Below are 23,452 nucleotides of genomic sequence, written 5' to 3' on the forward strand. Positions count from 1 at the left end.
CGTGCCCCGGCGGCGTGCTGCTGCTGGCCGGCGCGGCGGGGGACGCCGTCGAGGTGGATCGGACGCCGAGGCGTTCATCGCGCGGGTGGTGGCCGGCGAGGCGTTGCGGTGATCACGCGCACGAGCCGCCGATGGTGCATTCGGGTGGCCGAACACCCTGCCAACAGACGCTGACCGCGCGGGGCCGGGATGGCTAGCGTCGAGGCCGTTGGGGGCTTCGTCACTTCCGGTCCACCGCCACCGCGGGTCTGCGACGCCCCCCGGAGTGCGCGATCCACGCGCACCGGATTCGGGAGGTACGCGTGTTCAGACCACGAAAGCGCGGCAGAGCTCTGGGAGCGCTCCTGGTCGCGGCGGGGCTGCTCTCCGCGCCGGTCACCGGGGTCGCCGGCGCGGAACCGGGGGCGGCGACCGCTCGAGCCGCCGGGGCCGAGCCGGGCGGGTCCGCCGCTTCCTCGGCCGTCGATCCCCGACCGCGCACCGTCACGCTCGTCACCGGTGACCGGGTCGTGGTGGCGGGCGAGGCGGTCGGGTCGTTCCAGCCCGCGCCCGGCCGCGACCGGATCACGTTCCAGTCCACCCACCGCGACGGGCGGCTCAGCGTCGTCCCCGAGGACGCGCTCAAGGGCGTCGCCTCGGGCAGGCTCGACCCGCGCCTGTTCGACGTGACCGGCCTGATCGAAGCCGGCTACGACGACGCCCGCAGCGACCACGTGCCGCTGATCGTCACCGGCACGCCCACCACCGGCCTGCGCTCCGCCCGCGCCCTGCCCGGCGCGCTGGCCGTGCGAGCGCCCAAGGCCGACGCCGCCGCGACGTTCCGGGACCTGCTCGCCGACCCCGGCGTGACGAAGGTCTGGCTGGACGCCGTGCTGCGCCCCACCCTCGACCGCTCCACCGCCCAGATCGGCGCGCCCACCGCGTGGCGGTCCGGCCTGACCGGCAAGGGCGTGAAGGTCGCCGTGCTCGACGGCGGGGTCGACGGCGGGCACCCCGACCTGCGCGGCAAGGAGGTCGGCGAGCGCAACTTCACCGACGAGCCCGACGCCACCGACCGGACCGGCCACGGCACGCACGTCGCCGCCACCATCGCCAGTGGCGACCGGACCTACCGGGGTGTCGCGCCCGACGCCCGCATCCTCGACGGCAAGGTGTGCGGCCTCAACGGCTGCCCCGAGTCCGCGATCCTGGCCGGCGTGCAGTGGGCCGTCGACGAGGGAGCCGACGTCGTCAACCTCAGCCTCGGCGGCTACGACTCCCCCGGCGTCGACCCGCTGGAGGACGCGATCAACCAGCTGTCGGCGAAGACCGGCACGCTGTTCGTCGTCGCGGCGGGCAACGGCGGGCGGTCGAAGTCGATCGACTCACCCGGCAGCGCGGACGCCGCGCTCACCGTCGGCGCGGTCCGGCACGACGACGACCTCGCCCACTTCTCCAGCCGAGGTCCCCGCATCGGCGACGACGCGGTGAAGCCCGACATCACCGCGCCCGGCGTGAACATCGTCGCCGCGAAGGCCGCCGAGGGCGTCCTGGGCACGCCGGTCGGCCGCCGGCACACCGCCCTGTCCGGCACCTCGATGGCCACCCCGCACGTCGCGGGCGCGGCCGCCCTGCTCGTCCAGCGCCACCCGGACTGGACCGGGGCGCAGCTCAAGGCCGCGCTCATGGCGTCGGCCAAGCCGAACCCGGCGCTGGGCGTGTTCGAGCAGGGCGCGGGCCGGGTCGACCTCACCCGCGCGATCACGGCCACGGTCGGCGCGGAGCCGGTCAGCGTGACGTTCGAGGAGCAGCGGTGGCCGCACCACGACGACGCGCCGGTCACCAGGACCGTCACCTACCGCAACAGCGGCCCGGAGCCGGTCAGCTTCGACCTCACCGCCGAGCTGCGCGGCCCGCGCGGCACCCCGCCGGCGGGTCTGATCACTGTCGACCCCGCGCACGTCACCGTGCCCGCAGGCGGCACGGCCGCGGTCGCGGTCACCGCGGACACGAGGGTCGGCGACGTGGACGGCGTCTTCTCCGGCGTGCTGGTCGGCGGGCCGACGCGCGTGCCGGTCAGCCTCGCCCGCGAGGTCGAGAGCTACGACATCGCGCTGGAGCACGTCGGCGCCGACGGCAACCCGGCGCTGGACAACTCGATCGCGCTCGTCGGCATGGACAACGACGTCTACGAGACCTTGTACGGCCCCGACGGCACCGCGACCGCGCGCGTGCCCAAGGGCGAGTACATGGCGCGCACGGTCATCCGAAGCTGGCCCAAGACGTGGGTGCTGGCCCGGCCGACGCTGCCCGTGGACGCCGACCACACCCGGTACACCTTCGACGCCCGGGTGGCCGAGCCGCTGAGCGTCACCGCGCCCGACCCGACCGCGATGCCGATGATCGGCGACATCAACGTCTCCCGGGTGCTCAACGGCCGGCGCGTCGTGCTCAACACCGCGTTCATCGGCGGCTACGGCGACATGGCGATCGGTCACGTCGGCCCGACCCTGACCGACGACGAGCTGACCGTCTCGTTCGGCGCGCAGTTCCAGAGCCCGCCCGTGGACGGGACGCCGACGCACTACCGGTTCCGCTGGATGGAGCAGGGTGCGGTGCCCACCGGGTACACCCGCGCGCCGACCCTGGACGAGCTGACCGAGGTGCGCACCTCGTTCGCGCCCGGCCCGGCCGACCGCCAGTACCTGCACAGCGGCAACGCGAGCCCGCCGGACGGCTCGGGCGGCTGGTCGGTGGGCCTGCCGGTGCCCTCGGGCGGCGCGGTGGTCGACCGGATCACGCCCGACCGGCTCACCTGGAGCTGGGGTTTCCAGCGGCTCTCGCCGCAGTACCGGACCGAGGCCGACTACTCGTCGTTCAACCGCCGGTACCGGCTGGGCGAGCGGTACGACGAGCGGTTCGTGTACCCGGTGCTCGGACCGGGCCTGGCCGGGTACTCGGCCACCTACCTCGGCCTGCACGAGGACCGGGTGACCGCGCAGGTGCCGCTGATCAACGACCGGGACGGCCACCTCGGCCGCGGCGACTACGCGTCGGCGCGCACCTCGGTGTACCGGGACGGGCGGCTGGTCGGCCAGGTGCGCGACCAGTGGGGCGAGTTCACCGTGCCCGAGGGCGCGGGCCGCTACCGGGTCGAGCACGACCTCGTCCGCGATCCGGCGGCGCACGAGCTGACCACGCGGGTCAGCGGTGCGTGGTCGTTCGACATGGCGACCCTGCCGGACGGCCAGGGCCGACGGTTGCCGCTCTCGGTGGTCCGCTTCACGCCGCGGCTCGACGCGTCCGGCGCCGCACCGGCCGGACGCCTGCTCAGCGTGCCGCTGACCGTGGAGCAGCAGGACGGCGCGGACAACGGCGAGGTGGGCCAGGTCCGGGTCGACGTGTCGTTCGACGACGGCAGGAGCTGGCGGCGGGTGCCCGTCGCGGGCGGGGCTGCGTTGGTGCGGCACCCGGACGCGGCCGGTTACGCGTCCCTGCGGGCGTCCGGCGCGGACAGCGACGGCAACACGTTCGAGCACACGGTGATCCGCGCGTACAGGATCACCCGGTAGCGGGGCGGGCGCTGGTGCCCCGGGCCGTCGGTCCGGGGCGTCAGCCCCGCCGCCTGCGCGTGACCAGGACCAGCGTCGTGCTGCCCGCGATCAGCAGCAGGCCGGCGGTCAGCACGGCGGGGCCGACGTTCGCGCCGGTACCGGCCAGGTGCTCGTGGTGCCCGCCCGGGTGAGTGGCTGTCGGTGCGGTGGTGACGCCGGTGGTCGACGTGATCGTCCGGGTCGCGGTGCTGGTGGTGCTGGTGGTCGGCTCGGTCGTGGCGGTGGTCGTGCTGGTGGCGCTGGTTGTTGTCGTGGTGGCCGTCGTGGTCGTGGGGATGGCGCACGAGGGCAGGTCGCCGGTGAACGGGTACGCGTGGAACTCGTTGCCCGTGCCGCCGCCCGTGCCGCCGTGGGTGAGCGAGCCGGTGGTGAAGAAGCGGCCGGCCAGGCCGGGCACGGTCACCGTCGTCGTGCTCGCCGGGTTGCCGACCAGCACGCTGCCCTGGAACTGGGCCGTACCGGCGATCTCGGCCGCGGTGGCGTCCGGGAAGTTCCACAGCAGCCGCTCGCGCATCCGGTTGAGCTGCCCCTCGTCGGTCAGCTCGCCGGTGTAGGTCACGATCCGGCGGGCCGCGCCCACCAGGTTCACCAGCACCGTCGCGCCGTCCGGCACGCCCTCGAACACCAACCCCTGCTGGCCGCCGGTCGCGCCGGCCAGGTCGAAGTCGACGGTGAACACCTGGAGCGCCGAGGTGCCGTCGCCGGTGAACAGGGTCTGATAACCCTGGTTGACCGCGGTCCCGGTCACGGCCGCCGCCGCGTAGCACGTGCTCGCCGCGCTCAGCTGGGCGGACAGGCCCGCGTACGGGGTGAAGGCGGCGGGGTCGGGCTGGTCGACACCGGTGATCGCGCCGGTCAGCGGTCCCGCGTGGCGCACCACGCCGCCCTCGGCGAGCAGGGCCTGGCCGGGCGCGACGGTGACCGCGCCGCCGGTGACCAGGAAGTCCGACCCGTCCGGCGGCGGCACGCGGGAGCCGACGCCGACGATGCCGACGTTGTAGACCGAGGACGCGCCCGCCGCCTTGGCCAGGTCGAAGTCGCCGCCCACGACGATCCGCCCCTCGGCCTCGGCCGCGCTCTGCCGGACCAGGAAGTCGCCGCCGACGAAGACGTTCACCGCCTCGTCGCGCCCGGCGAACGCGCCGTTGTGCACGGGCGGGAACCCGGGCGGGCACTGCGCGCCCAGGCACGGCCCGAGCCCGCCGGGCAGCGGGTCGGCGACACCGACGCCGTGCAGCGCGACGACCGCGAGCAGCGCCGTCGCGCCGACGACTCCGAGCAGGTGGGTCCGGGCCATGCGGTCCATGCTCGGCGACCGGGCCGGCTCCGCACGGCGAAACCCCGGTGGCTGACCGCACGGGGTGATGAACGGCCCCCGACGGGGTGAAGAACCCAGCCGGGGTGGGACTTCAGCCCCAGACCGGCAGCCACGCCTGCCAGCGGTCCTCCTCGCACGAGTTCACCCGGCTGAACGTCGCCGCGACGTCGACGCCGAACAGCAGGCCGGACACCTTGGCGCGCTGCGGGCCGAACACGCGGTCGTAGCAGTGCGCGGTCGGCGGTGGCGGCTTGATCGTGCCCGGCGACCTGCGGATCGCCTCGCAGGCCGCTTTCGGCCGCGGGTGCGTGCCGCCGTCGGGGTCGCAGGTGAGGCGGTACTCCCGGACGACCGGCGCGAGCGGGTCGTACACGGAGATGGTGAGGTCGGTGGCGGGGGCCGCGGTCGCGGTGGGCGCGAGCAGGCCGCCGAGGGCGGTCGCGGCGGCCAGCGCGGGCAGCAGGCCGCGGGTCAACCTGGTGACGGGCACGGTGGTCTCCTCCAACTGATCTGCGGTGATCACGGGGAATCCGGGTGCGGCGGTGCCCCACCAGTAAACCACCTGTCCACAGTGGACCGTCCGCGGCGACCCCTCACCACACCAGCGCAGCCGCCAGGCACGCGGCCGTGACCAGGGTCGCGACCACCCACGGCAGGCGACCCGGACCGCGGTCGCTCCGTCGGCCGCCGGCCCGCGCCGCCACCACGGCGACCACCGCGACCAGCACCCCCGGCACGACCCGGAGGCCCCAGCCGGCCCGTGCCGCGGTGTGCAGCAGGAACACCGAGCACGCCGCCGCGCTCAGCGCCGTGCGCCGCCACGCCAGGTCGGTCCGCTCGGGCTGCAACCCCGGGTCACGAGGTCCGCTCACCCCAGGACCACCAGGACGGCCGCGGTCAGCGTCACCACCAGCACCCCCACGGCCAGCACGAGCACCGCCCGGCTCGACGGCAGGGGCCGGCCGGCGCGCATGGCGCGCTGCACCGCCCGCCACCGCGGGTAGCTGGTCGCCGCCAGGACGGCCGCCAGCCCGAGGCACATCAGGCTCAGCGCCGCGGTCGCGCCGGGCACGCCGAACGGCGGCACGACCTGACCCACCGCGACGCCGCCCGCCAGCAGGCCCAGGGCCGTGCGGATCCACGCCAGGAACGTCCGCTCGTTGGCCAGCGTGAACCGGTAGTCCGGCTCGGCGTCCCGCGCCCCGTCCGGCTCGGCGTCCATCGGCCCTCCCCCGTCGGCACCTCGGCGCAGACTACGCCCCGGCCGGTCCGGCCCCCACGCTCTAGTGTGGACGCATGCTGCACATCAGCGGTCTGACGTGGACGGTCACGATCGGCTTCATCGTGCTCCTGCTGGCGGTGGACCTGGTGCTCGCCACCGTGCGGCCGCACCGCGTCGGGTTCCGCGAGGCGAGCCTGTGGTCGATCTTCTACGTCCTGGTCGCCATCGGGTTCGGCGTCTGGTTCTGGTCCGCGCACGGCGGCGGGTTCGGCGCGGAGTACTTCGCCGGCTACGTCGTGGAGAAGAGCCTGTCGGTCGACAACCTGTTCGTCTTCGTGCTCATCATGACCACGTTCGCGGTGCCGGAGGAGCACCAGCACAAGGTGCTGACCTTCGGCATCGTGCTGGCGCTGCTCATGCGGGCGGTCTTCATCGCGGTCGGGGCGGCCCTGCTAGCGCTGTTCTCGTTCATGTTCCTGCTGTTCGGCCTGCTGCTGATCTACACGGCGGTGCAGCTGTTCCGGCACCGCGACCAGGACCCCGACATCGAGGACAACGCGGTGGTGAAGACCGCGCGCCGGCTCCTGCCGATCACCGACGAGTACGTCGGCGGGAAGATCCTCACCCGGGTCGACGGCAGGCGGGTGGCCACGCCGCTGTTCGTCGTGCTGGTCGCGATCGGCGGCGTCGACCTGCTGTTCGCGCTGGACTCGATCCCCGCGGTGTTCGGCGTGACCGAGGAGCCCTACGTCGTGTTCACCGCGAACGCGTTCGCCCTGCTCGGTTTGCGGGCGTTGTTCTTCCTGGTCAAGGGCCTGCTCGACCGGCTGGTGTACCTGTCGACCGGGCTCTCGCTGATCCTGGCGTTCATCGGCGTGAAGCTGATCCTGCACTGGGCGCACGTCGCGGTGGACGAGCGGGTGCCCGAGGTCCCGACCGCGCTCAGCCTCGGGGTGATCGTGGTGGTGCTGGCGGTGGTGACGGTGGCCAGCCTGGTCAAGACGCGGCGCGACCCGTCGGCCAAGGCGCACGCCGGGTCACTGCGGGCCCACCCGTCCGAGGACCGCGACCGCGAGCGGTGACGACCGGCGTCACCGGTCCGGGTGGCGGCCGAGCACGTCGGCGGCGTGCACCGCCTCCAGCGACAGCGTCTTGTAGCCGACCTCCTCGAACAGCACGGTGATCCGGTCGGCCTCGCTCTGCACCACCGTGCCGGAGCCGAACTCGGCGTGGTGGACGCGGGACTGCGCCGGGTACTCGGGGTTGGCCGACACGCCCGTGCCCGCCTCGCCGCTCGCGCAGGTGTCGCAGTTGCCGCACGCCCGTTCCAGCACCTCGCCGAAGTACCCGAGCAGGTGCTGCCGCCGGCACGCCCTGGTCTCCGCGTACGCCCGCAGCACCTCGATCCGCGACTTGTCCAGCCGTTGCAGCCGCTGCGCCTCCTCGACGGCCAGGTCGGCCGCCCGCTCCGGCTCGACCACCAGCCGGAACCGGGACTTGACCACCTCCACGGCGTCGACCCGTTCCAGCAGGTTCACCCCGGAGGTGACCTTGCGGCGCGACTGGCCGATCTCCCGGGCCAGCTCGGTGACCCGCAGCCCGGGGTGGTCGCGCACGGACTCCGCGAGGGCCACCAGGGCGTCCCGGTCGATGTGCCGGGACTGGAGGAACCGCTGCAACCCCAGGTCCTGCGACCGGTAGAACAGCACCGCGTCGGCGGGCTCGCCGTCCCGCCCGGCCCGACCGATCTCCTGGTAGTAGGCGTCCAGCGAGCCGGGCGCGGAGGCGTGCGCGACGAACCGCACGTCCGGCTTGTCGATGCCCATGCCGAACGCCGAGGTGGCGACGACGACGTCCACCTGGTTGCGCATGAACGCGTCCTGGACGCGTTCCCGTTCGGCGGCCTTCATCCCGGCGTGGAACGGCTCGGCGCGCACACCGGCGGCGGTCAGCTCCTCCGCGTACCACCGGGCGTCCTTGCGGGTGGCCACGTAGACCAAGCCGGGCTCGGGCGCTTCCCGCACCCAGTCGAGCACCGCGCGGCGCTTGTGGTCGTCCTCGACGAACGCGCGCACCTCCAGCGCCAGGTTGGGCCGGTCGAACCCGACGGCCACCACGACGGGGTCGCGCATGCCCAGGTGGGTGATCACGTCCTCGCGCACGGTCGTGCCCGCCGTGGCGGTGAGCGCGAGCACCGGCGGCCGGCCGAGCTTCTCCACGGCCGCGCTCAGCCGCAGGTAGTCGGGCCGGAAGTCGTGGCCCCACGCGGACACGCAGTGCGCCTCGTCCACCACGAACAACGCCGGTTCGCCCACCCGGTCCAGCACGTCGGGCTTGGCCAGTTGCTCGGGCGAGAGGAACAGGTACCGCACCTCGCCGCGCCCGACCGCCTCCCACGTGGCCTCGTTGTCCGCATCGGACTGGCCGGAGTTGACCAGCGCGGCGGGCGGCGCGCCGTTCTCCCGCAACGCCGTGACCTGGTCGCGCTGCAACGCGATCAACGGCGACACGACGACGACCAGGCCGTCCAGCAGCACGCCGGGCACCTGGTAGACCGCCGACTTGCCCGCGCCGGTCGGCAGCACGACGAACACGTCCCGCCCGCCCAGCACCTGCTCCATGGCGTCGATCTGCTCGTCCCGCAGCTCCGCCCACCCGAACACGTCCCGGGCGGCCTCCCGCAACCGCTCCCGCGCGCTCACCGGGCCACCCGCTCCCGCGCCACGAGCCGGCCGACCACGACCAACGCCGCGCCGAGCACCAGGAAGGCGAGGTCGTAGGCCAGTTCGTGCGGCCCGGTGCGGACGTGGTGCACGCCCAGCACCAGGTGGTCCACCACCCCTTCGACCAGGTTGAACACGCCCCAACCGGCGAGCACCCCGCCCCACAGCACCCGTGCCGGCACCGCGCCCGCGCGGTTGAGCAGCGCCACGCCGGTCAGCACGAGCAGCAGGCACAGCAGGTGGAACAACCCGTCCCCGATCATGTTCCGGTGCAGGTCGTCGGGGTACCAGCCGGACAGCATGTGGTGCCAGCCCAGGAGCTGGTGGATGACGATGCCGTCCACGAACCCGCCGATCCCCGCCCCGAGCACCAGTGCGGCTCGCGCGCCTTTCGTCATGGCCCGGGAGTTGCCCGCGCGGCCGGGCTCAAACTCGGCCCGTCGTCACACCGGGCGCGCGGAGTCGATCAGCGCGATCACGGCGGGGTGCCACTCGCGCCCCGGCGGGCCGCTCGCCACCAGCCGGCGGACCACCCTCGGCCGCACCGGCACCAGCGTCAGCCCCGACGGGAGCATCGACGTCACCAGGCCCGGCACGACCGAGATGCCGACGCCGGCCCGCACCATCGCCAGCAACGTGCCCAGCTCGCGCACCCGGTGCAGCGGGTCGAACGGCAGGCCCGCGTGCACCTGCCGCACGTGCCGCTCGCACCCGCCGCGCGACAGCAGGAACGGGTCGTCGGCCAGGTCCGCCGCGTGCACCTCGCCCACCCCCGCCAACGGGTGGTCGGTGCGCACCAAGGCGTGGAACTCGTCCTCGCCCACCAGCACGCCCCGGCCGGGCGGCGGGTCGACCACCACGGCCATCTCCACCGTGCCGTCGGCCAGCCACTCGGCTACCTCGTCGTCCTCGCCCTCGAACACCCGCACCCGGACGTGCGGGAACTCCGCTTCCCACCGGGCCATCAGGTCCGGCAGCAGCCCCTGGCAGACGGTCGGGGGTGCGGCCAGCTTGATCGTGCCCCTGGCGGCGCCGCCGTGCCGTGCGGCGAGGTCCGTGATCGCCGCCGAGGCGGCCACCGCGACCCGCGCGTGCGCCACGACCTCCGCTCCGAACGCGGTCGGCCGGGGTGTACCGCGTCGGAGGAGCACCGGGTGGCCGAGGGTGCGTTCGAGCGCGGCCACGGCGTGCGACACGGCGGACTGCGTGACGCCCAACGCCTCGGCGGCCGTGCCGAAGCCGCCCTCGTCCACCACGGCGAGGAACGCGCGGAGCTGCGGGAGGTTCAGGGCCATGAACAACTCTCATGGGTAGGAGTGCACCACTTGTTGGACTCATGCTCGCAGGCCCGGCGATCCTCGCCCAGTGCAGACGTCCGGGAAGTTCGTGCTGCTGTCCGCGATCTGGGGCGGCAGCTTCGCGTTGATCAAGGTGGCGGTGGACGCGGGGGTGCCGCCGGTGTGGGTGGCGCTGTCGCGCTGCCTGTTCGGCGCGCTCACGCTGTGGGCGATCTGCCTGGCGGGAGGCACGGCCGTGCCGCGGGACCGGCGCACGTGGGGTCACGCGGCGGTGGTCGCGGCACTGCTCAACGCGGTGCCGTTCACGCTGCTCGCGTACGGCGAGACGCAGGTCAGCTCGGTGCTGGCGGGTGTCTTCAACGCCACCACGCCGTTGACGACGCTGGTGTTCGCGCTGCTGGTGGTGCCGAGCGAGCGGATGACCCGGACGCGGGTGGCGGGGCTGCTGGTCGGCTTCACGGGCGTGCTGGTGGTGCTGGACGCGTGGCGGGGAATGGCGGGCGACGTCCTCGGGGGCAGCCTCGCCTGCCTGGCCGCGACCACGTGCTACGGCGCGGGTTTCGCCTACACCCGGCGGTTCTTCTCCGGCGGTGACCGCAGCGCGAGCGCGTTGTCGGCCGTGCAGATCACGTGCGCGACGCTGCAACTGGCCGTGGTGGCGCCGGCGGTGGGCGGCGTGCCGTCGTGGCCGGGGACGTCCGCGGCGCTGGCGCTGCTGGTGCTCGGCGCGGTGGGCACGGGGCTGGCGTACGTGCTGAACCTGGACGTGATCCGGGCGGCCGGGCCGGCGGTGGCGTCGACCGTCACCTACGTCACGCCGCTGTGGTCGACGGCGCTCGGCGCGGTGCTGCTCGGCGAGCCCGTCGGGTGGACCACGCCGATCGGCGGCGTGATCGTGCTCGGAGGTGTGCTGCTGGCCCGGCACCGGCCGAATGTGAGGATTCATCCATGAACGCGATCTTCGTCTTCGTCCCCGGCTCGAACAGCAATTCGTTCCACTTCTCCCCGCTGCTCCGGGAACTCACCCTGCTCGGCCACCGCGCGCTGGCCGTCGACCTGCCCGGACACGGCTTCGACGCCACGTTCTCCGCGTCCTACCAAGCACCCCAGGACCCGTCCGGGCTGGCTGCCGCGCCGGCCGGGCTCAAGGGCGCGGCGCACGCCGACAACGTCGCCCACGTGATCGACGTGGTGCGGCGGGCGGGCGAGCACGGCCCGGTGGTCCTGGTCGGGCACAGCCGGGGCGGGATGACGGTGACCGGGGTGGCGAACGCCGTGCCGGAGCTGGTGCACCGGGTTGTGTACGTGTCCGCGTGGTGCTGCGTCGACCTGACCGCCGGCGGGTACATGCAGGAACCCGAGTGGGCGTCGAGCGCGCTCAACGACCTCGGCGCGGGCCTGCTCGCGGGCGACCCGGCCGCGTTGGGCGTGCTGCGGATGAACTGGCGCACCGCCGACCCGGACCTGCTGGCCAAGCTGAAGACCGCGATGCTGGCCGACGGCACGGACGCGGAGTTCCTGGCCGCGCTCAACACCCTGGAGCCCGACGAGAGCCTGGACGGCGGCAGCGACCGCGTCGACCCGGACGCCTGGGCGACCCTGCCCCACACCTACGTCCGCCTGAGCGGCGACCGCTCGGTCCCGGTCGCGTTGCAGGACCGGTTCATCCGCGAGGCCGACGCGCTGCTCCCGGACAACCCGTTCGACGTGCGCACGCTCGACACCAGCCACATGGGCTTCCTCGTCCGGCCGCAGCGGGCTGCCGCGGTGCTGGCCGAACTGGCGTAGTCCCGGTCCGACCCGAGAATCCCGGTTTGTCAGCTTATTGCACGACAATGCTCGATTCTTGCATGCTGATGCCGTCCCTCCAACGAAGGAGCGTGCGGTGCCCCTGTCACGCAGGACGTTTCTCGGGTCGGCCCTGGCCGTCCCCGCCCTGACCGCCACCCCGACCCCCGCGAGTGCGGGCAGCCCGCCGGGCGACGTGGTCGGCAAGATCACCGTCGGCTACCAGGGCTGGTTCGCCGCCCGGGGCGACACCTCGCCGATCAACGGCTGGTGGCACTGGAGCGACAACTGGGGCGAGCCGCCGTCGCCCGCCAACCACGCGCTCCAGTCGTGGCCGGACATGACCGACTACGCGAACAAGTACGCGACCGCGTTCGGCACGTTGGGCAACGGCCAACCCGCGACCGTCTTCTCCAACCACGACTACCAGACCGTGGACGTGCACTTCCGCTGGATGCGCGAGTACGGCTGCGACACCGCCGCGCTCCAGCGGTTCAACCCGACCGGCGGCGAGGGGCCGATCCGCGACGCCGTCACCGCGCACGTCCGGCGGGCCGCCGAGGCCCACGGCGTGAAGTTCTACATCATGTACGACGTCACGAACTGGACGAACATGCAGTCGGAGATCAAGGCCGACTGGATCAACAAGATGCGCGCGTACACCTCGTCCCCGATGTACGCCCGCCAGAACGGCAAGCCGGTGGTGTGCGTCTGGGGCTTCGGCTTCAACGACCCCGGCCGCCCGTTCACCCCGCAGCAGTGCCAGGACGTGGTCGACTGGTTCAAGGGCCAGGGCGTCTACCTGATCGGCGGCGTGCCCACCCACTGGCGGCGCGAGGTCGAGGACTCGCGGCCGGGTTTCGGCGGTGTCTACCGCAGCTTCCACATGCTCTCGCCGTGGATGGTCGGCCGGATCGGGAACGTCGCCGACTCCGACCACTTCCACGCGAACGTCAACTCGCCGGACCAGGCCGAGTGCGACCGGCTCGGCATCGACTACCAGCCGTGCGTGCTGCCCGGCGACCTCTCGCGGCGGCACCGCGCGCACGGCGACTTCATGTGGCGGCAGTTCTACAACATGGTCCGCCTGGGCGCGCAGGGCATCTACGTCTCGATGTTCGACGAGTACAACGAAGCCAACCAGATCGCCAAGACGCCGGAGACGCAGGCGGGCATCCCGGTCGGCTCCGGTTTCCTGGCGCTGGACGAGGACGGCACGCGCTGCTCGTCGGACTACTACCTGCGGCTCACCGGCGACGGCGGCCGGATGCTCAAGGGCCTGCTCGCGTTGACCGCCGTCCGCCCGACCAAGCCGGTGCTCACCGACACCCCGCCCGTCGAGCGCGACCTGGCCGCGGGCCGGCCCACCACGCAGAGCAGCCAGACCCAGCACTACGGCAGCCACTACGCGGTAGACGCCGACCCCCACACCTATTGGGAGAGCGCGAACGGCGCGTTCCCGCAGTGGATCGGGGTGGACCTCGGCACGGTGGCCGCCCCGCGCCGGATGGTGCTGAGCCTGCCGCCGAACCCGGCGTGGGGCCGCCGCACGCAAACCGTCGCGGTGGAGGCGAGCACGGACGGCTCGGCGTTCACCGCGGTGCTGCCGGCCACCGGGCACGTGTTCGACCCGGCCACCGGCAACACCGTGACCATCGCCCTGCCGGCCGGGTTGAACGCGCGGCACCTGCGGCTGCGGTTCAGCGGGAACACCGGGTGGCCGGCCGGGCAGCTCGCGCGGTGGCAGGTCTGGGGCTGAGCCCTGGGAGCGCTCCCAAGGTAGGCTCCGGCGCATGGTGAGCGTGCTGGTGACGGGGTCGGCGGACGGTATCGGTCGGGAGACGGCGGCGACGCTGGTCGAGCGGGGCCACCGGGTGGTGCTGCACGCCCGCGACGACGAGCGGGCCACCGACGCGCTGGCCGCGGTGCCGGGCGCGGCCGGTGTGCTCGTCGGTGACCTCGCCTCCCTCGCCCGCACCGCGGAGCTGGCGGCGGCGGCCGGGGCGTTCGACGTGGTGATCCACAACGCGGGACTCGGTGGCGGGCTGCCGGAGCGGACCGTCACCGAGGACGGCCTGGAGCTGCTGTTCCAGGTCAACGTGCTGGCGCCGTACCTGCTCACGGCCCTGATGCCCCGGCCGCGGCGGTTGGTCTACCTGACCTCGGGGCTGGAGGCGCAGGGCGTGGCGGACCTCGACGACCTGCAGCACGAGCGCGGCCCGTGGGACGGCATGCAGGCGTACTCGGACTCCAAGCTGCTCGACGTGGCGCTGGCGTTCGCGGTGGCCCGGCGGTGGCCGGACGTGCTGAGCAACGCCGTCGACCCGGGCTGGATCAAGACCAAGCTGGGCGGCCCGAACGCGACCGACGAGCTGCCGAAGGGCGCCGACACGCAGGTGTGGCTGGCCACGAGCGACGAGCCCGCCGCCACCGTCACCGGCCGCTACTTCAAGTGGCGCGAGGACCTGCGCGCCAACCCCGCCGCGTACGACGTGGACGTGCAGGAACGCCTGCTCGACGCGTGCGCGGAGCTCACCGGCGTCACGCTGCCCGCGGCACCGCACCGAGGCTGATCGGGAGCAGCCGTCGTCGGTCCGGGCGGAGAAGGACGCCTGCGCGCGGGTTGCTTACGATCTCGCGCGTGCCCCGGCCATCGCAGACCGTGCTGGACGCGTTCGGCATCACCGCCGAACCCGTCGTGCTGCCCGGCGGCCGGGGCGGCACCTGGCGTGCGGACGACCTGGTCCTCAAGCCGGTGGACTTCGCACCCGAGACGCGGTGGCGGTCCGACGCGCTGGCCGCGCTGCCGGCCTCGGCCGCGTTCCGCGTCGCACCTCCCGTGCGGTCCACGTCCGGTGACCGGGTGGGAGGCGTGCCGGTTCGTCGTGGGCGAGCCGCACGTCAGCCGACCGGACGACGTGGTGCGGGCCGGCACCGCGTTCCACGCCGTGCGGGACCGCACAACGTCCCGCCGACCCTGGTCGACCGCTGGTCGCACCCGCCGGCGTGGGACCAGGTGCTGCTCCGCGCCCTGATCTACCGGATCACCACGCTCGACCGCGCGCACGGCGAGTGGACCGCCGACCACCTCGCCGCCCACCGCCCCGTGATCGACCTGGTCGTGTCCCGGCTCGGCGGCTCTCCTCGATGACCTACCCCGACCACGCGCGGCCGGCGTCGGCGGGCGCGCCGGTGATCACCGCGCGGGACGTGCCGACCAGCTGGCGGCTCAGGTCGCCGCGCAACGTGGACACCGCGTCGAGCACGTAGTTCTGCCGCACCCGCCACGGGCCGCGGTCGCCTTGCCGGGGGAACGCGTCGATGGCCCGCTGGATGTAGCCGGACGCGAGGTCGAGCAGCGGGCGGCGGGTCAGCGGGCGGTCGGGCGTGGGGACGACGGACGCGTAGCCGTGCCGGTCCATGTGGTCGACCACCCGGCACACCAGGCGGGAGGTGAGGTCGGCGCGCAACGTCCAGGAGGCGTTCGTGTAGCCGACGCACACGGCGAAGTTCGGCAACCCGGTGATCATCGCGCCGCGCCAGATGAACTGCTCGGACAGCTCCACCCGCCGCCCGTCCACGCTGGGCGTGATGCCGCCGAACGCGAGGAGCCGGAGGCCGGTGGCCGTGACGACGACGTCGGCGTGCAGTTCCCGGCCGGACCTGAGCCGCACACCGCCGGGCGTGAACGTGTCGATGTGGTCCGTGACGACCGACGCCCGGCCCCGCTTGAGCGCCCGGAACAGGTCGGCGTCCGGGATCGCGCACAACCGCTGGTCCCAGGGGTCGTAGGTGGGCGTGAAGTGCTCGCGGACGGTGTCGGGGTCGGCGAGGGCCTTGGTGGACAGCTTGGTGAGGACCTTGCGCGCGGCGGTCGGCCAGCGGCGGCAGAACTGGTAGAAGGCCAGGCCGAAGAGGATGTTCTTGGTGCGGATGAGCCGGTGCGCGGCGCCGGCGGGCAGGAGTTCGCGGACCTTGTCGGCGAGCTTGTCCCGACCGGGCACCACCCCGATCCACGTCGGCGACCGTTGGAGCATGGTGACGTGCGCGGCGGTCTCGGCCATGGCCGGCACCAACGTCACCGCCGTCGCCCCGCTGCCGACGACAACCACCCGCTTGCCCGCGTAGTCGAGGTCGTCGGGCCAGAACTGGGGTCGCACGACCTCGCCGCGGAACGAGTCGATGCCGGGGAGGACCGGGTCGTGGCCCTGGTCGTAGTCGTAGTAGCCGGCGCAGGAGTAGAGGAAGCCGCAGGTGATCGTGCGCTCGGTGACCGCGCCGTCGTCGTCGCGCTCGCTGAGCGTCAACGTCCACCGCGCGGTTCCGGTGGAGAAGTCGGCCGCCACCACCTTCGTCCGGTAGCGCACCAGTCGGTCGATGCCGAACTGCGCGGCGGTGTCGCGGATGTAGGTCAGGATCGACGGGCCGTCGGCGATGGACTTCGCTTCGCGCCAGGGCTTGAACGGGTAGCCGAGGGTGAACATGTCGGAGTCGGACCGAATGCCCGGGTAGCGGAAGAGGTCCCACGTCCCGCCCATCGTGTCGCGGGCTTCGAGGATCGCGACGGACTTGCCGGGGCATTCGGTGCGCAGCCGGTAGGCCGCGCCGACACCGGACAGTCCGGCGCCCACGATCACGACGTCGAGGTGCTCGGGAGTGGTCATGCCACCAGTGTGCTGGATCCACCTGCCACCCCTCCTACCTGGGGTAACGTGAGGAGTGGCCGGCGGTCGCCCTTCACGATCGGGTGAACCTGAACCGGGCAATCTTTCGAAACGCCGTTATCTTCACCGCCGAACGTCGGTTGAAGAAATGAGGAGCCCGCTCAACCACCCCCGGACCCCAACCCACCCGACCCCCTCATCACCAGCCGGCATCACCAGCCGGCCCTCCTCGCCCCGAGCCGTCCGCCGCCACCCTCACCCCACCGTTCCCGGAACGACCCGCTGCCGACCTGCCGTTCACCAGTCCCGCAGGCCCAGCTCATCCCATCCCCGTCCCCGCAGGCCCGGCCCGCCGGTCGGCGGCCTGCCGACCCACTCCGGCCTGCCGCCCATGACCCCGCCGGACCCGGCCGGCCGAGCCACGCCGAACCTCGGCACCGCCGGCCGCACCCGCCGAGCGCCGCCGAACCCGCGTCGCCGAGCTCTGCCCCGCCGCGCCCGCCACGCTCGGCCGCGCTCGGCCGCTTCCCGCGAAGTCAGGTCGAGTCATGCCGGAGCCGGGCGAACCCGGGCCGGTCCAAGTCGAAGCGGGGGCGTGACGGAGTGGGGCGGGCCAGACTGGTGGGGGTTGGGAAGCATCGGCGTGGAGGTCGAGGAGGCAGGGTGTCGCAGCTCGCGAGGTTTCGGTTCGCAGGTGGTACGGCGGTGGTGACGGGGGCGGCCAGTGGGATCGGGGAGCAGTTGGCTTACGGGCTGGCGCGGCGGGGGTGCGGGGTGGTGTTGGTCGACCGGGATGGCGAGCGGCTCGCGGCGGTGGCGGGGAGGGTTCGGGGTGTGCCCGTGCGGACGTACGTGGCGGATCTGGCGGAGGTTGGCGGGCTCGGTGAACTCGTGGCGCGGGTGGTGGCGGAGAATCCCGGGATCACTCTGTTGGTGAACAACGCCGGTGTGGCGTTGGGTGGGACGTTCGACCAGGTGAACGCCGAGGAGTTCGACTGGGTGATGGACGTCAACTTCCGGGCGCCGGTGGCGTTGACCCGGTTGTTCCTGCCGACGTTGCTGGCCGCGCCGGGCGGTCACGTGGTGAACGTGTCGAGCCTGTTCGGGCTCATCGGGCCGCCCGGGCAGACGGCGTACTCGGCCAGCAAGTTCGCGCTGCGCGGGTTCAGCGAGTCGTTGCGCCACGAGCTGGTCGATCGCGGCGTGGGCGTGACCTGCGTCCACCCGGGCGGTGTCCGCACGCGGATCGCGGAGACGGCGCGGGTCGGGTCGGGGGTCGACGAAGTCGAGGCGGCGCAGGGCAAGGAGAGCTTCGCCAAGCTGTTGACGTACCCCGCGGACAAGGCCGCCGAGCGGATCCTGGCCGGGGTGGAGAAGCGCAAGGGCCGCGTGTTGATCGCCTGGACGGCCGTGGTGCCGGACATCCTCGCCCGCCTCTTCCCCACCTCGTACCTGGCCGTGCTGAACCGGCTCGGGCCGACCGGGCGCGAAGCCGTGCGTGATGCCGCCCGGAGAGCCGCTTCCCGCAACACCGCGGCCTAGCGCAGGACGACCTCGACCGGCGACCGGGTGGCCTGGTCGAGCGACCGGATCACCGGCGTCACGCGGTGAGCATCGGTGTCGAACACGGCCCGCACGTCCACACCGGGTTCCCGCAACGCAGCCGCCAGCTCGTCCGCCGCCGCGACCTCCTCCGACGACAGCTCGGCCGCATCGCTCAACCCGCCCCACAGGTCCCACAGGATCATCTCGTGCTTGTTCAACGACGCCAGGTCCTGCACGAGGTCGTGCCGCACCTGCGTCAACCCCCGCGTGCCGGGGATCGTCCACTCCGGCGACACCACGAACCGGTCCGCGTCCAGCGCACCCGACCGACACGCCAGCCACGCGTCCGCACCCACCAGGAACCTGTCCCGCGGCACGTCCAGCACATCCACCCCGCTCGCGGTGAGCTGCGGTTCGACCAACCGCCACCGCTCGCCGTCCCACACCTCGGCCACCACGTGGTCCAGGTACCACCCCGGCGCGAGGTACCCGGCGAACCCCACCCTCGATCGCGCCGGCACGCCGACGTGCCGTGCCATCGACACGAACAACAGCGTGAAGTCACGGCAGCAGCCCACGATCCGCTCGGTCGGCGCGCGCTCCTCCCCCAACGGCGCGGGGTTCAGCGAGTGCAGCCGCGCGAACATGTCCGCCGCGTACCGCAGGTCGACCTCCGCCAGCCGCGCCGCCGGGAACCCGTGCGAGGTGATGTCCCCGTTGCCCCAGTAGTGGAACACCAACCCGGACGCCGCGCGCCGCAGCTCCGCGACGTCCGGCCCGACACCGTCCAGCCACTCGGACAGCCACCCGGTCATCGGACCGGGATCGGTGAACCGGCTGTGCGTCGTGTAGTCGATCACGTGAACTCCCCCTCGGCGCGGTTGTGCCGCCCTGTCTAGAGCCTCCCCCAAGGGCACGGTCAAGCGGTGGTGGTGAACAGGACGTAGCGGTAGTCCAGCTCCCGCCGGCCGGGGTTGGCGCGGACCCACCCGTCCACGACCTCGCCGGGGAACTCGATGCGCAGCACGGCTTCCAGCTCCGCCGCGTCCCGGCACCGCCACGCCGACGTCACCTCGGTCCGCACCGCGCCCCGGTCCCGCCACCAGGCGTCGGTCGTGTCGGCGGTCCCCTGCGCGGACGCCCACGGTGAGGCGGCGAGCAGGTCGGCGAACTCGCCGTGCCGCCAGTCGTTGTCGATCACGACCAACGCGCCGCCGGGCCGCAGCACGCGCCGCACCTCGGCGAGGCCGGGTTCGCAGTCGGGCGGGAAGAAGTAGGCGAACCGGGCGTGCACGACGTCCACGCTCGCGTCGGGCAACGGGATGTGCTCGGCCGAACCGTGCCGCACCTCGCCGCGCTCCACCTCCCGCTCCCGTGCGAGCGCCAGCAGGTCCGGGTCGGGTTCGACGCCGATCACCCCGGCCGCGTCGACCGCGTACCGCGGCAGCCAGAACCCCGTGCCGCAGCCCAGGTCCAGCACCGTGCGACCGGCCCAGTCGGCTTGGTCGCGCAGTGCCCGCCACAACCGCCCGTCGGGGTCGATCGCCTCGTTCTCACGCTCGTAGAGGTCGGGGTGGTCGGCGATGTTGGGCGCGCGGTGGAAGTCGGGGAACACGCCGGTCACGGTAGAGCGTCGCGGCCGGAGGTGCCCGCGCTTTGTGCGGTGACCGCCACGCGGATCCCGCGTACAAACCAGGCATGGCGGAACGGCACAACGAGATCACCGGCGGGCACTTCACCGGTCCGGTCGTGCAGGCGGGCAGCATCGACCACCTGACCGTGCGGTTCGGAGCCGAACCCGCCGATCGGGTGCAGCCGCTGACCTCCTGGTCGGACCGCCCGGCGCTGACCCCGGAGCTGCGGGACCTGCTCGAGGCGCAGCGCCGGGCCACCGAGTCGCTGCCGTACAAGCTGCTCGGCGTGAAGCAGCCGGAGCTGACCCAGGTCTACGTGCAGCAGACCATGAGGCCGCAGGTCGTCGACCGCTCACCCGAGCCCGAGCGCAAGCCGTCCGCCGAGTCGACCGAGCGCACGCTGACCATCGCGGGTGCGCTCGACCGCAACGGGCACGTGATGATCACTGGTGAGCCGGGCAGCGGGAAGTCCACCGTCGGCTACGTGTACGTGCAGCAGATCTCGGAGTTCTGGCTCAGCGGGAGCGACGGTCGGCCGCCCCTCACCGAACCCGTCCTGCCGCTGCGGGTGCCGGCCCGGGCGTTGGCCCGGCACAGGGCGTGGGCGGACCTCCTGGCCGCGGGCGCGGAGGACGCGCTGGGGCGGTTGCTCGGCGAACGCCCGCCGTCCGCGCTGCTGGCTCGTCGCGCGCTCGGTGCCCGGTGGCTGGTGTTCATCGACGGCTTGGACGAGATCATCGAGTCGGACACCAGGGCGCAGGTGATCGACGCGATAGCGCACCAGGTGCGACGGGGTTCGGACCACCGGCTGGTGGTCACCACCCGCCCGCTGCCCGGCGACGAGCTCAAGCCGCTGGAGCAGGCCGGTATCGACAGCTACGCCATCCAGCCGTTCGGCCGGGTGGAGCTGGAGGAGTTCGCGCGGGCTTGGTTCCGCGCGCAGTCCCTCATGACCGCGATGAGCTCGGCGGAGGCGTTCGTGCGCCAGGTGCGTGACGGCCGGCTTCGCGAGCTGGTGCGCAACCCGCTGCTCGCCACGATCGCGGCCATCGCCAAGACCCTCGAACCGGATCGCCCGCTGCCCAACAGCCGGGTCGACCTCTACGGGCGGTTCATGGAGTACCTGTTGGACGACGGCGCGAGCCAGCGCAACACGATCGCCGAACTGCGCCGGTCGGTGCGCGACGACGCGGACCGGCAAGCGTTGGTCGAGTGGGTGCACCAGCACCGGACCCGGGTCGTGGAGGAGTTGGCGACGCACAGGCTGGAGAGCGAGTCACCGCTGTTCGAGGCCGCGTGCGAGTGGGTGAGGGAGAACCACCCGGAACTGCCGGACCAGTGGCAGGACGACCTGCGCGCGCTGCTGGCCGGGACCGGCGTGTTCGTGCACGTGGAGGACGACCTCCGGTTCCGACACCACTCGTTCGCGGAGTTCCTGGCGGCACGCAAGCGCGCTGGCGAGATCCCGGCGGACTTCCCGAATCTCGACGAGTGGATCGAACGCGGCCTGTCCGGCAACAACCGCGCCTTCGCGTTGTTCACCTTCGTGCTGTGGGGACGCGACGAGCGCGATCTGGGCCGGGTGCTGTCCGTGCTGCTGGCGGGCACGGAACCCGAGGTGCTGCTGGCCGGACGGCTGCTGGCGGAAGGCGTGGCGGTCGACGAGTCGCTGACCTCAGCAGTCGTGGACCGCGTCGTGGAGCTCATCCTGGCCAACGGCGTGCTGCCCGACCCGTGGGACGACGTCGAGGAAGCCGGTGAGGTGCTCGTCTCCCTCCCCCCGGAGGCGGTCCCCCCGGCTGTCCTGACCCGGCTGCGCGACCTGCGCGATCGGGCCGAACTCGCCGAAGCCGTGCGCGTCGAGTCGGCCGTCGTGCTCGGCAAGCGCGAGGACCCGGAGTCGGCGGCCCGGTGGGTGGAGGAGTTCGCCGACCAAGCCAGTCCCGCTGCGGTCAAGCGCGGTGTCGTGGCGCTGAAGGACCTCGTCCCGGAAGGGACCGACCGCGCGGAACGCCTCCTCGTCCGGCTGGCCGCCGCCGGACCGGATCACGCGCAGGTGATCGCGGTCGTCTCGATCATGCTGGACACCGGGATGACCGAGGCCGCCGGTCCCCTGGTCCGCGGGCTCGTCCGCCGGCTGCGGGCCGATCCGGCGCTGACCGGAGACCGAGCGCCCCGGTTGGAGTCGATCGGTTCGACGTCCGCGGACGTGTCCGGCGCCGGCCTGGTGGGATGGGGTGGACTCGCAAAGCTCGCCGCCCGCGCCAAGTGCCGTGACGAGGCCTTGTGGGCTGCCGACCGGGCGTTCGTCGCGGGAACCGCGACCGCCGACGAGTTCCGTGCCGCCGTGTCAGCGGTCCTGTCGGTGGCTGACGCCGATGGGGTGCCGGTCGTACTGGCCGCCGCGGCGGCGACACCGGTCGCTTACCTGACCGAGACGGCACAGGCCCTTCAGGAAGCACTGCACTACGACGCGGCCACGGAGGTGGCACGCCGGGTGTTGGCGGAACAGCACGTCGGCCAATACGAGTTCTACAAGGCCATCAAGGTCTACGTGAACTGCAATGCCGCCCCGGAACTCCTGCGGATCGTGGAGGAACAGCCACGTTTGAGCGCCCACCACAGGACGCACATCGCTTCCGCGCTCTCGGAGACGAAGGACCTGGAGGCCAAGCACCGGTTCGCCCGCTCCGGGTTGACCGACCTCACCGCGGACAGGTGGGACTTCGAGCGAGCCGTTCGCGCGTTGTTCGACCCGGACGATCCCTCCACAGCGGCAGACATCTTCGCCGCGGCTCGTTCGCACGGCCCTGAGCACCGGGCCGCGGCGATCGCGGTGTTGAGCGGTGGCGAACACGGTGACCTGGTCAGCGAGCTGATCAGAGGTCTGCTCGACGACATGACCGAACCCGATGTGCTGGCCGATGTCGCGGCAGACCTGGCCGGGAACCGGAGGCTCGAGCTCGTCGACGAACTGGTGACCGCCGCGGCGGAAAGGCTCCTCGACTGCGACGGCTACCAGCAGTACAAGATCATCGAGGCGCTCATCGAGAGCGGCCGCAAGGAGGAGGCCGCTGCTGCGGCCCGGCGGGCGGCCGTGGTTACCATGCGCGACGGTTTCTGGCTCGACTACATCATCCGGTGCTGGATGAGAGCCTCCGGCATCCGCTGTGCCGACGAGATCGTGGCCGAGGCGTTCGCGCTGGACCTCCCCGCGAGTCGTCGGGTGGCGGTGGCCGATGTGCTGGCCTCGGCGGGGTTGCTGCACCCCGCGGTGACGGTGTGGTCGCACGTGGTCCGCTACCACGGCGAGGCGGTCGATCAGGGTGTGCTGGCGGCCTCGCGCCTGATCCGCTGTGGTCGTCGGGACGATGTGCTCGCCGTGCTCGACCGCGCGCTGGAAGAGCAACGGGCGGAACCCGCCCTGGCTCGGTTGCGGGCGTTGCGGGCGTGGGCGGCGGTGTGACGATCACGACGAATCCGTTGTGGCGCGAATTCACAGGTTCTCTCAGGAAGGACCGGACCAGCGGGTTGCCCGCCCACTTGGACTAGCGCAACCGGACCAGCCGATTGGTCCGCGTATCTGATCGACAAGTCCTGGTACATGTGTAGTTGAGGGCGACCACAGGGGGTGCGTTCGTCCCACCCGGACGTTCCGGGTACTCAA

At 72.9% G+C, this 23,452-nt stretch carries 19 protein-coding genes; 9 read left to right on the top strand and 10 right to left on the bottom strand.

Features of this window, described 5'->3' with window-relative positions; translation table 11 throughout:
- The first annotated feature begins 302 nt into the window (after positions 1-302).
- Positions 303-3,551, top strand: coding sequence for a S8 family peptidase (locus tag FHX81_RS07345; protein WP_141976304.1), 3,249 nt, complete (start codon positions 303-305; stop codon positions 3,549-3,551).
- 40 nt (positions 3,552-3,591) lie between these two features.
- Here the strand turns inward: FHX81_RS07345 and FHX81_RS07350 are convergent, their stop codons facing one another.
- The 4 genes from FHX81_RS07350 to FHX81_RS07365 form a co-directional block, all read right to left on the bottom strand.
- Positions 3,592-4,890 carry a choice-of-anchor A family protein gene (locus FHX81_RS07350; RefSeq protein WP_246107675.1) on the bottom strand — a complete coding sequence of 433 codons (1,299 nt, stop codon included), beginning with the start codon at positions 4,888-4,890 and terminating at the stop codon, positions 3,592-3,594.
- A gap of 112 nt (positions 4,891-5,002) precedes the next feature.
- Entirely contained in the window at positions 5,003-5,434 is a 432-nt protein-coding gene (locus FHX81_RS07355; RefSeq protein ID WP_170231964.1) for an SSI family serine proteinase inhibitor, read from the bottom strand.
- A 70-nt stretch (positions 5,435-5,504) separates the two neighbouring features.
- On the bottom strand, positions 5,505-5,783 hold the full coding sequence (locus FHX81_RS07360; RefSeq protein WP_141976310.1) for a DUF202 domain-containing protein: 279 nt from the start codon (positions 5,781-5,783) through the stop codon (positions 5,505-5,507).
- The gene (locus tag FHX81_RS07365) at positions 5,780-6,133 is read right to left on the bottom strand and encodes a YidH family protein (protein WP_141976312.1); all 354 of its coding nucleotides are present in this window, start codon (positions 6,131-6,133) and stop codon (positions 5,780-5,782) included. Before FHX81_RS07365 ends, FHX81_RS07360 begins: the two co-directional genes overlap by 4 nt.
- Positions 6,134-6,207: 74 nt before the next feature.
- Here FHX81_RS07365 and FHX81_RS07370 point away from each other — a divergent pair, with 74 nt between their 5' ends.
- Entirely contained in the window at positions 6,208-7,215 is a 1,008-nt protein-coding gene (locus FHX81_RS07370) for a TerC/Alx family metal homeostasis membrane protein (protein WP_141976314.1), read from the top strand.
- 9 nt (positions 7,216-7,224) lie between these two features.
- Here the strand turns inward: FHX81_RS07370 and FHX81_RS07375 are convergent, their stop codons facing one another.
- From FHX81_RS07375 to FHX81_RS07385, 3 genes are read right to left on the bottom strand one after another with little or no spacing between them, the layout of a single operon-like run.
- A complete protein-coding gene (locus FHX81_RS07375; RefSeq protein ID WP_141976316.1) occupies positions 7,225-8,835 on the bottom strand; it encodes a RecQ family ATP-dependent DNA helicase in 1,611 nt (536 codons plus the stop codon).
- Positions 8,832-9,254, bottom strand: coding sequence for a DUF2243 domain-containing protein (locus FHX81_RS07380; RefSeq protein ID WP_141976318.1), 423 nt, complete (start codon positions 9,252-9,254; stop codon positions 8,832-8,834). The genes FHX81_RS07375 and FHX81_RS07380 overlap by 4 nt, the downstream gene beginning before the upstream one ends.
- Before the next feature lie 45 nt (positions 9,255-9,299).
- On the bottom strand, positions 9,300-10,151 hold the full coding sequence (locus tag FHX81_RS07385) for a LysR family transcriptional regulator (protein WP_141976320.1): 852 nt from the start codon (positions 10,149-10,151) through the stop codon (positions 9,300-9,302).
- Between the two features lie 70 nt (positions 10,152-10,221).
- Between FHX81_RS07385 and FHX81_RS07390 the strand changes: the two genes are divergently transcribed.
- From FHX81_RS07390 to FHX81_RS07410, 5 genes are all read left to right on the top strand, one after another.
- On the top strand, positions 10,222-11,106 hold the full coding sequence (locus FHX81_RS07390; protein WP_141976322.1) for a DMT family transporter: 885 nt from the start codon (positions 10,222-10,224) through the stop codon (positions 11,104-11,106).
- Positions 11,103-11,942: an alpha/beta fold hydrolase gene (locus tag FHX81_RS07395; protein WP_141976324.1), complete on the top strand. Its 840-nt coding sequence runs from the start codon at positions 11,103-11,105 to the stop codon at positions 11,940-11,942. The genes FHX81_RS07390 and FHX81_RS07395 overlap by 4 nt, the downstream gene beginning before the upstream one ends.
- A gap of 97 nt (positions 11,943-12,039) precedes the next feature.
- Positions 12,040-13,701, top strand: coding sequence for a glycoside hydrolase family 99 protein (locus FHX81_RS07400; protein WP_141976327.1), 1,662 nt, complete (start codon positions 12,040-12,042; stop codon positions 13,699-13,701).
- 34 nt (positions 13,702-13,735) lie between these two features.
- Positions 13,736-14,515 carry an SDR family NAD(P)-dependent oxidoreductase gene (locus tag FHX81_RS07405; RefSeq protein ID WP_141976329.1) on the top strand — a complete coding sequence of 260 codons (780 nt, stop codon included), beginning with the start codon at positions 13,736-13,738 and terminating at the stop codon, positions 14,513-14,515.
- Positions 14,516-14,583: 68 nt separating this feature from the next.
- Positions 14,584-15,093 carry a hypothetical protein gene (locus tag FHX81_RS07410; RefSeq protein ID WP_211363406.1) on the top strand — a complete coding sequence of 170 codons (510 nt, stop codon included), beginning with the start codon at positions 14,584-14,586 and terminating at the stop codon, positions 15,091-15,093.
- Between the two features lies 1 nt (position 15,094).
- Here FHX81_RS07410 and FHX81_RS07415 read toward each other — a convergent pair whose 3' ends face one another.
- The gene (locus FHX81_RS07415; RefSeq protein WP_141976331.1) at positions 15,095-16,606 is read right to left on the bottom strand and encodes a flavin-containing monooxygenase; all 1,512 of its coding nucleotides are present in this window, start codon (positions 16,604-16,606) and stop codon (positions 15,095-15,097) included.
- A gap of 705 nt (positions 16,607-17,311) precedes the next feature.
- On the opposite strand from FHX81_RS07415, the gene FHX81_RS07420 reads away from it, so the two are divergent.
- Positions 17,312-18,148, top strand: coding sequence for an SDR family NAD(P)-dependent oxidoreductase (locus tag FHX81_RS07420; RefSeq protein WP_246107676.1), 837 nt, complete (start codon positions 17,312-17,314; stop codon positions 18,146-18,148).
- Here the strand turns inward: FHX81_RS07420 and FHX81_RS07425 are convergent.
- Positions 18,145-19,011 carry a transglutaminase-like domain-containing protein gene (locus FHX81_RS07425; RefSeq protein ID WP_246107677.1) on the bottom strand — a complete coding sequence of 289 codons (867 nt, stop codon included), beginning with the start codon at positions 19,009-19,011 and terminating at the stop codon, positions 18,145-18,147. The genes FHX81_RS07420 and FHX81_RS07425 overlap by 4 nt on opposite strands.
- Before the next feature lie 59 nt (positions 19,012-19,070).
- Positions 19,071-19,766 (bottom strand): class I SAM-dependent methyltransferase, encoded by a 696-nt coding sequence (locus FHX81_RS07430; protein WP_211363407.1) that lies wholly within the window; start codon positions 19,764-19,766, stop codon positions 19,071-19,073.
- Between the two features lie 83 nt (positions 19,767-19,849).
- On the opposite strand from FHX81_RS07430, the gene FHX81_RS07435 reads away from it, so the two are divergent.
- Positions 19,850-23,251 (top strand): NACHT domain-containing protein, encoded by a 3,402-nt coding sequence (locus tag FHX81_RS07435; protein WP_141976337.1) that lies wholly within the window; start codon positions 19,850-19,852, stop codon positions 23,249-23,251.
- The last annotated feature ends 201 nt before the right edge of the window (positions 23,252-23,452 follow it).

Origin of the sequence: Saccharothrix saharensis, assembly GCF_006716745.1 — a bacterium.
Taxonomy (GTDB): Bacteria; Actinomycetota; Actinomycetes; order Mycobacteriales; family Pseudonocardiaceae; genus Actinosynnema; species Actinosynnema saharense.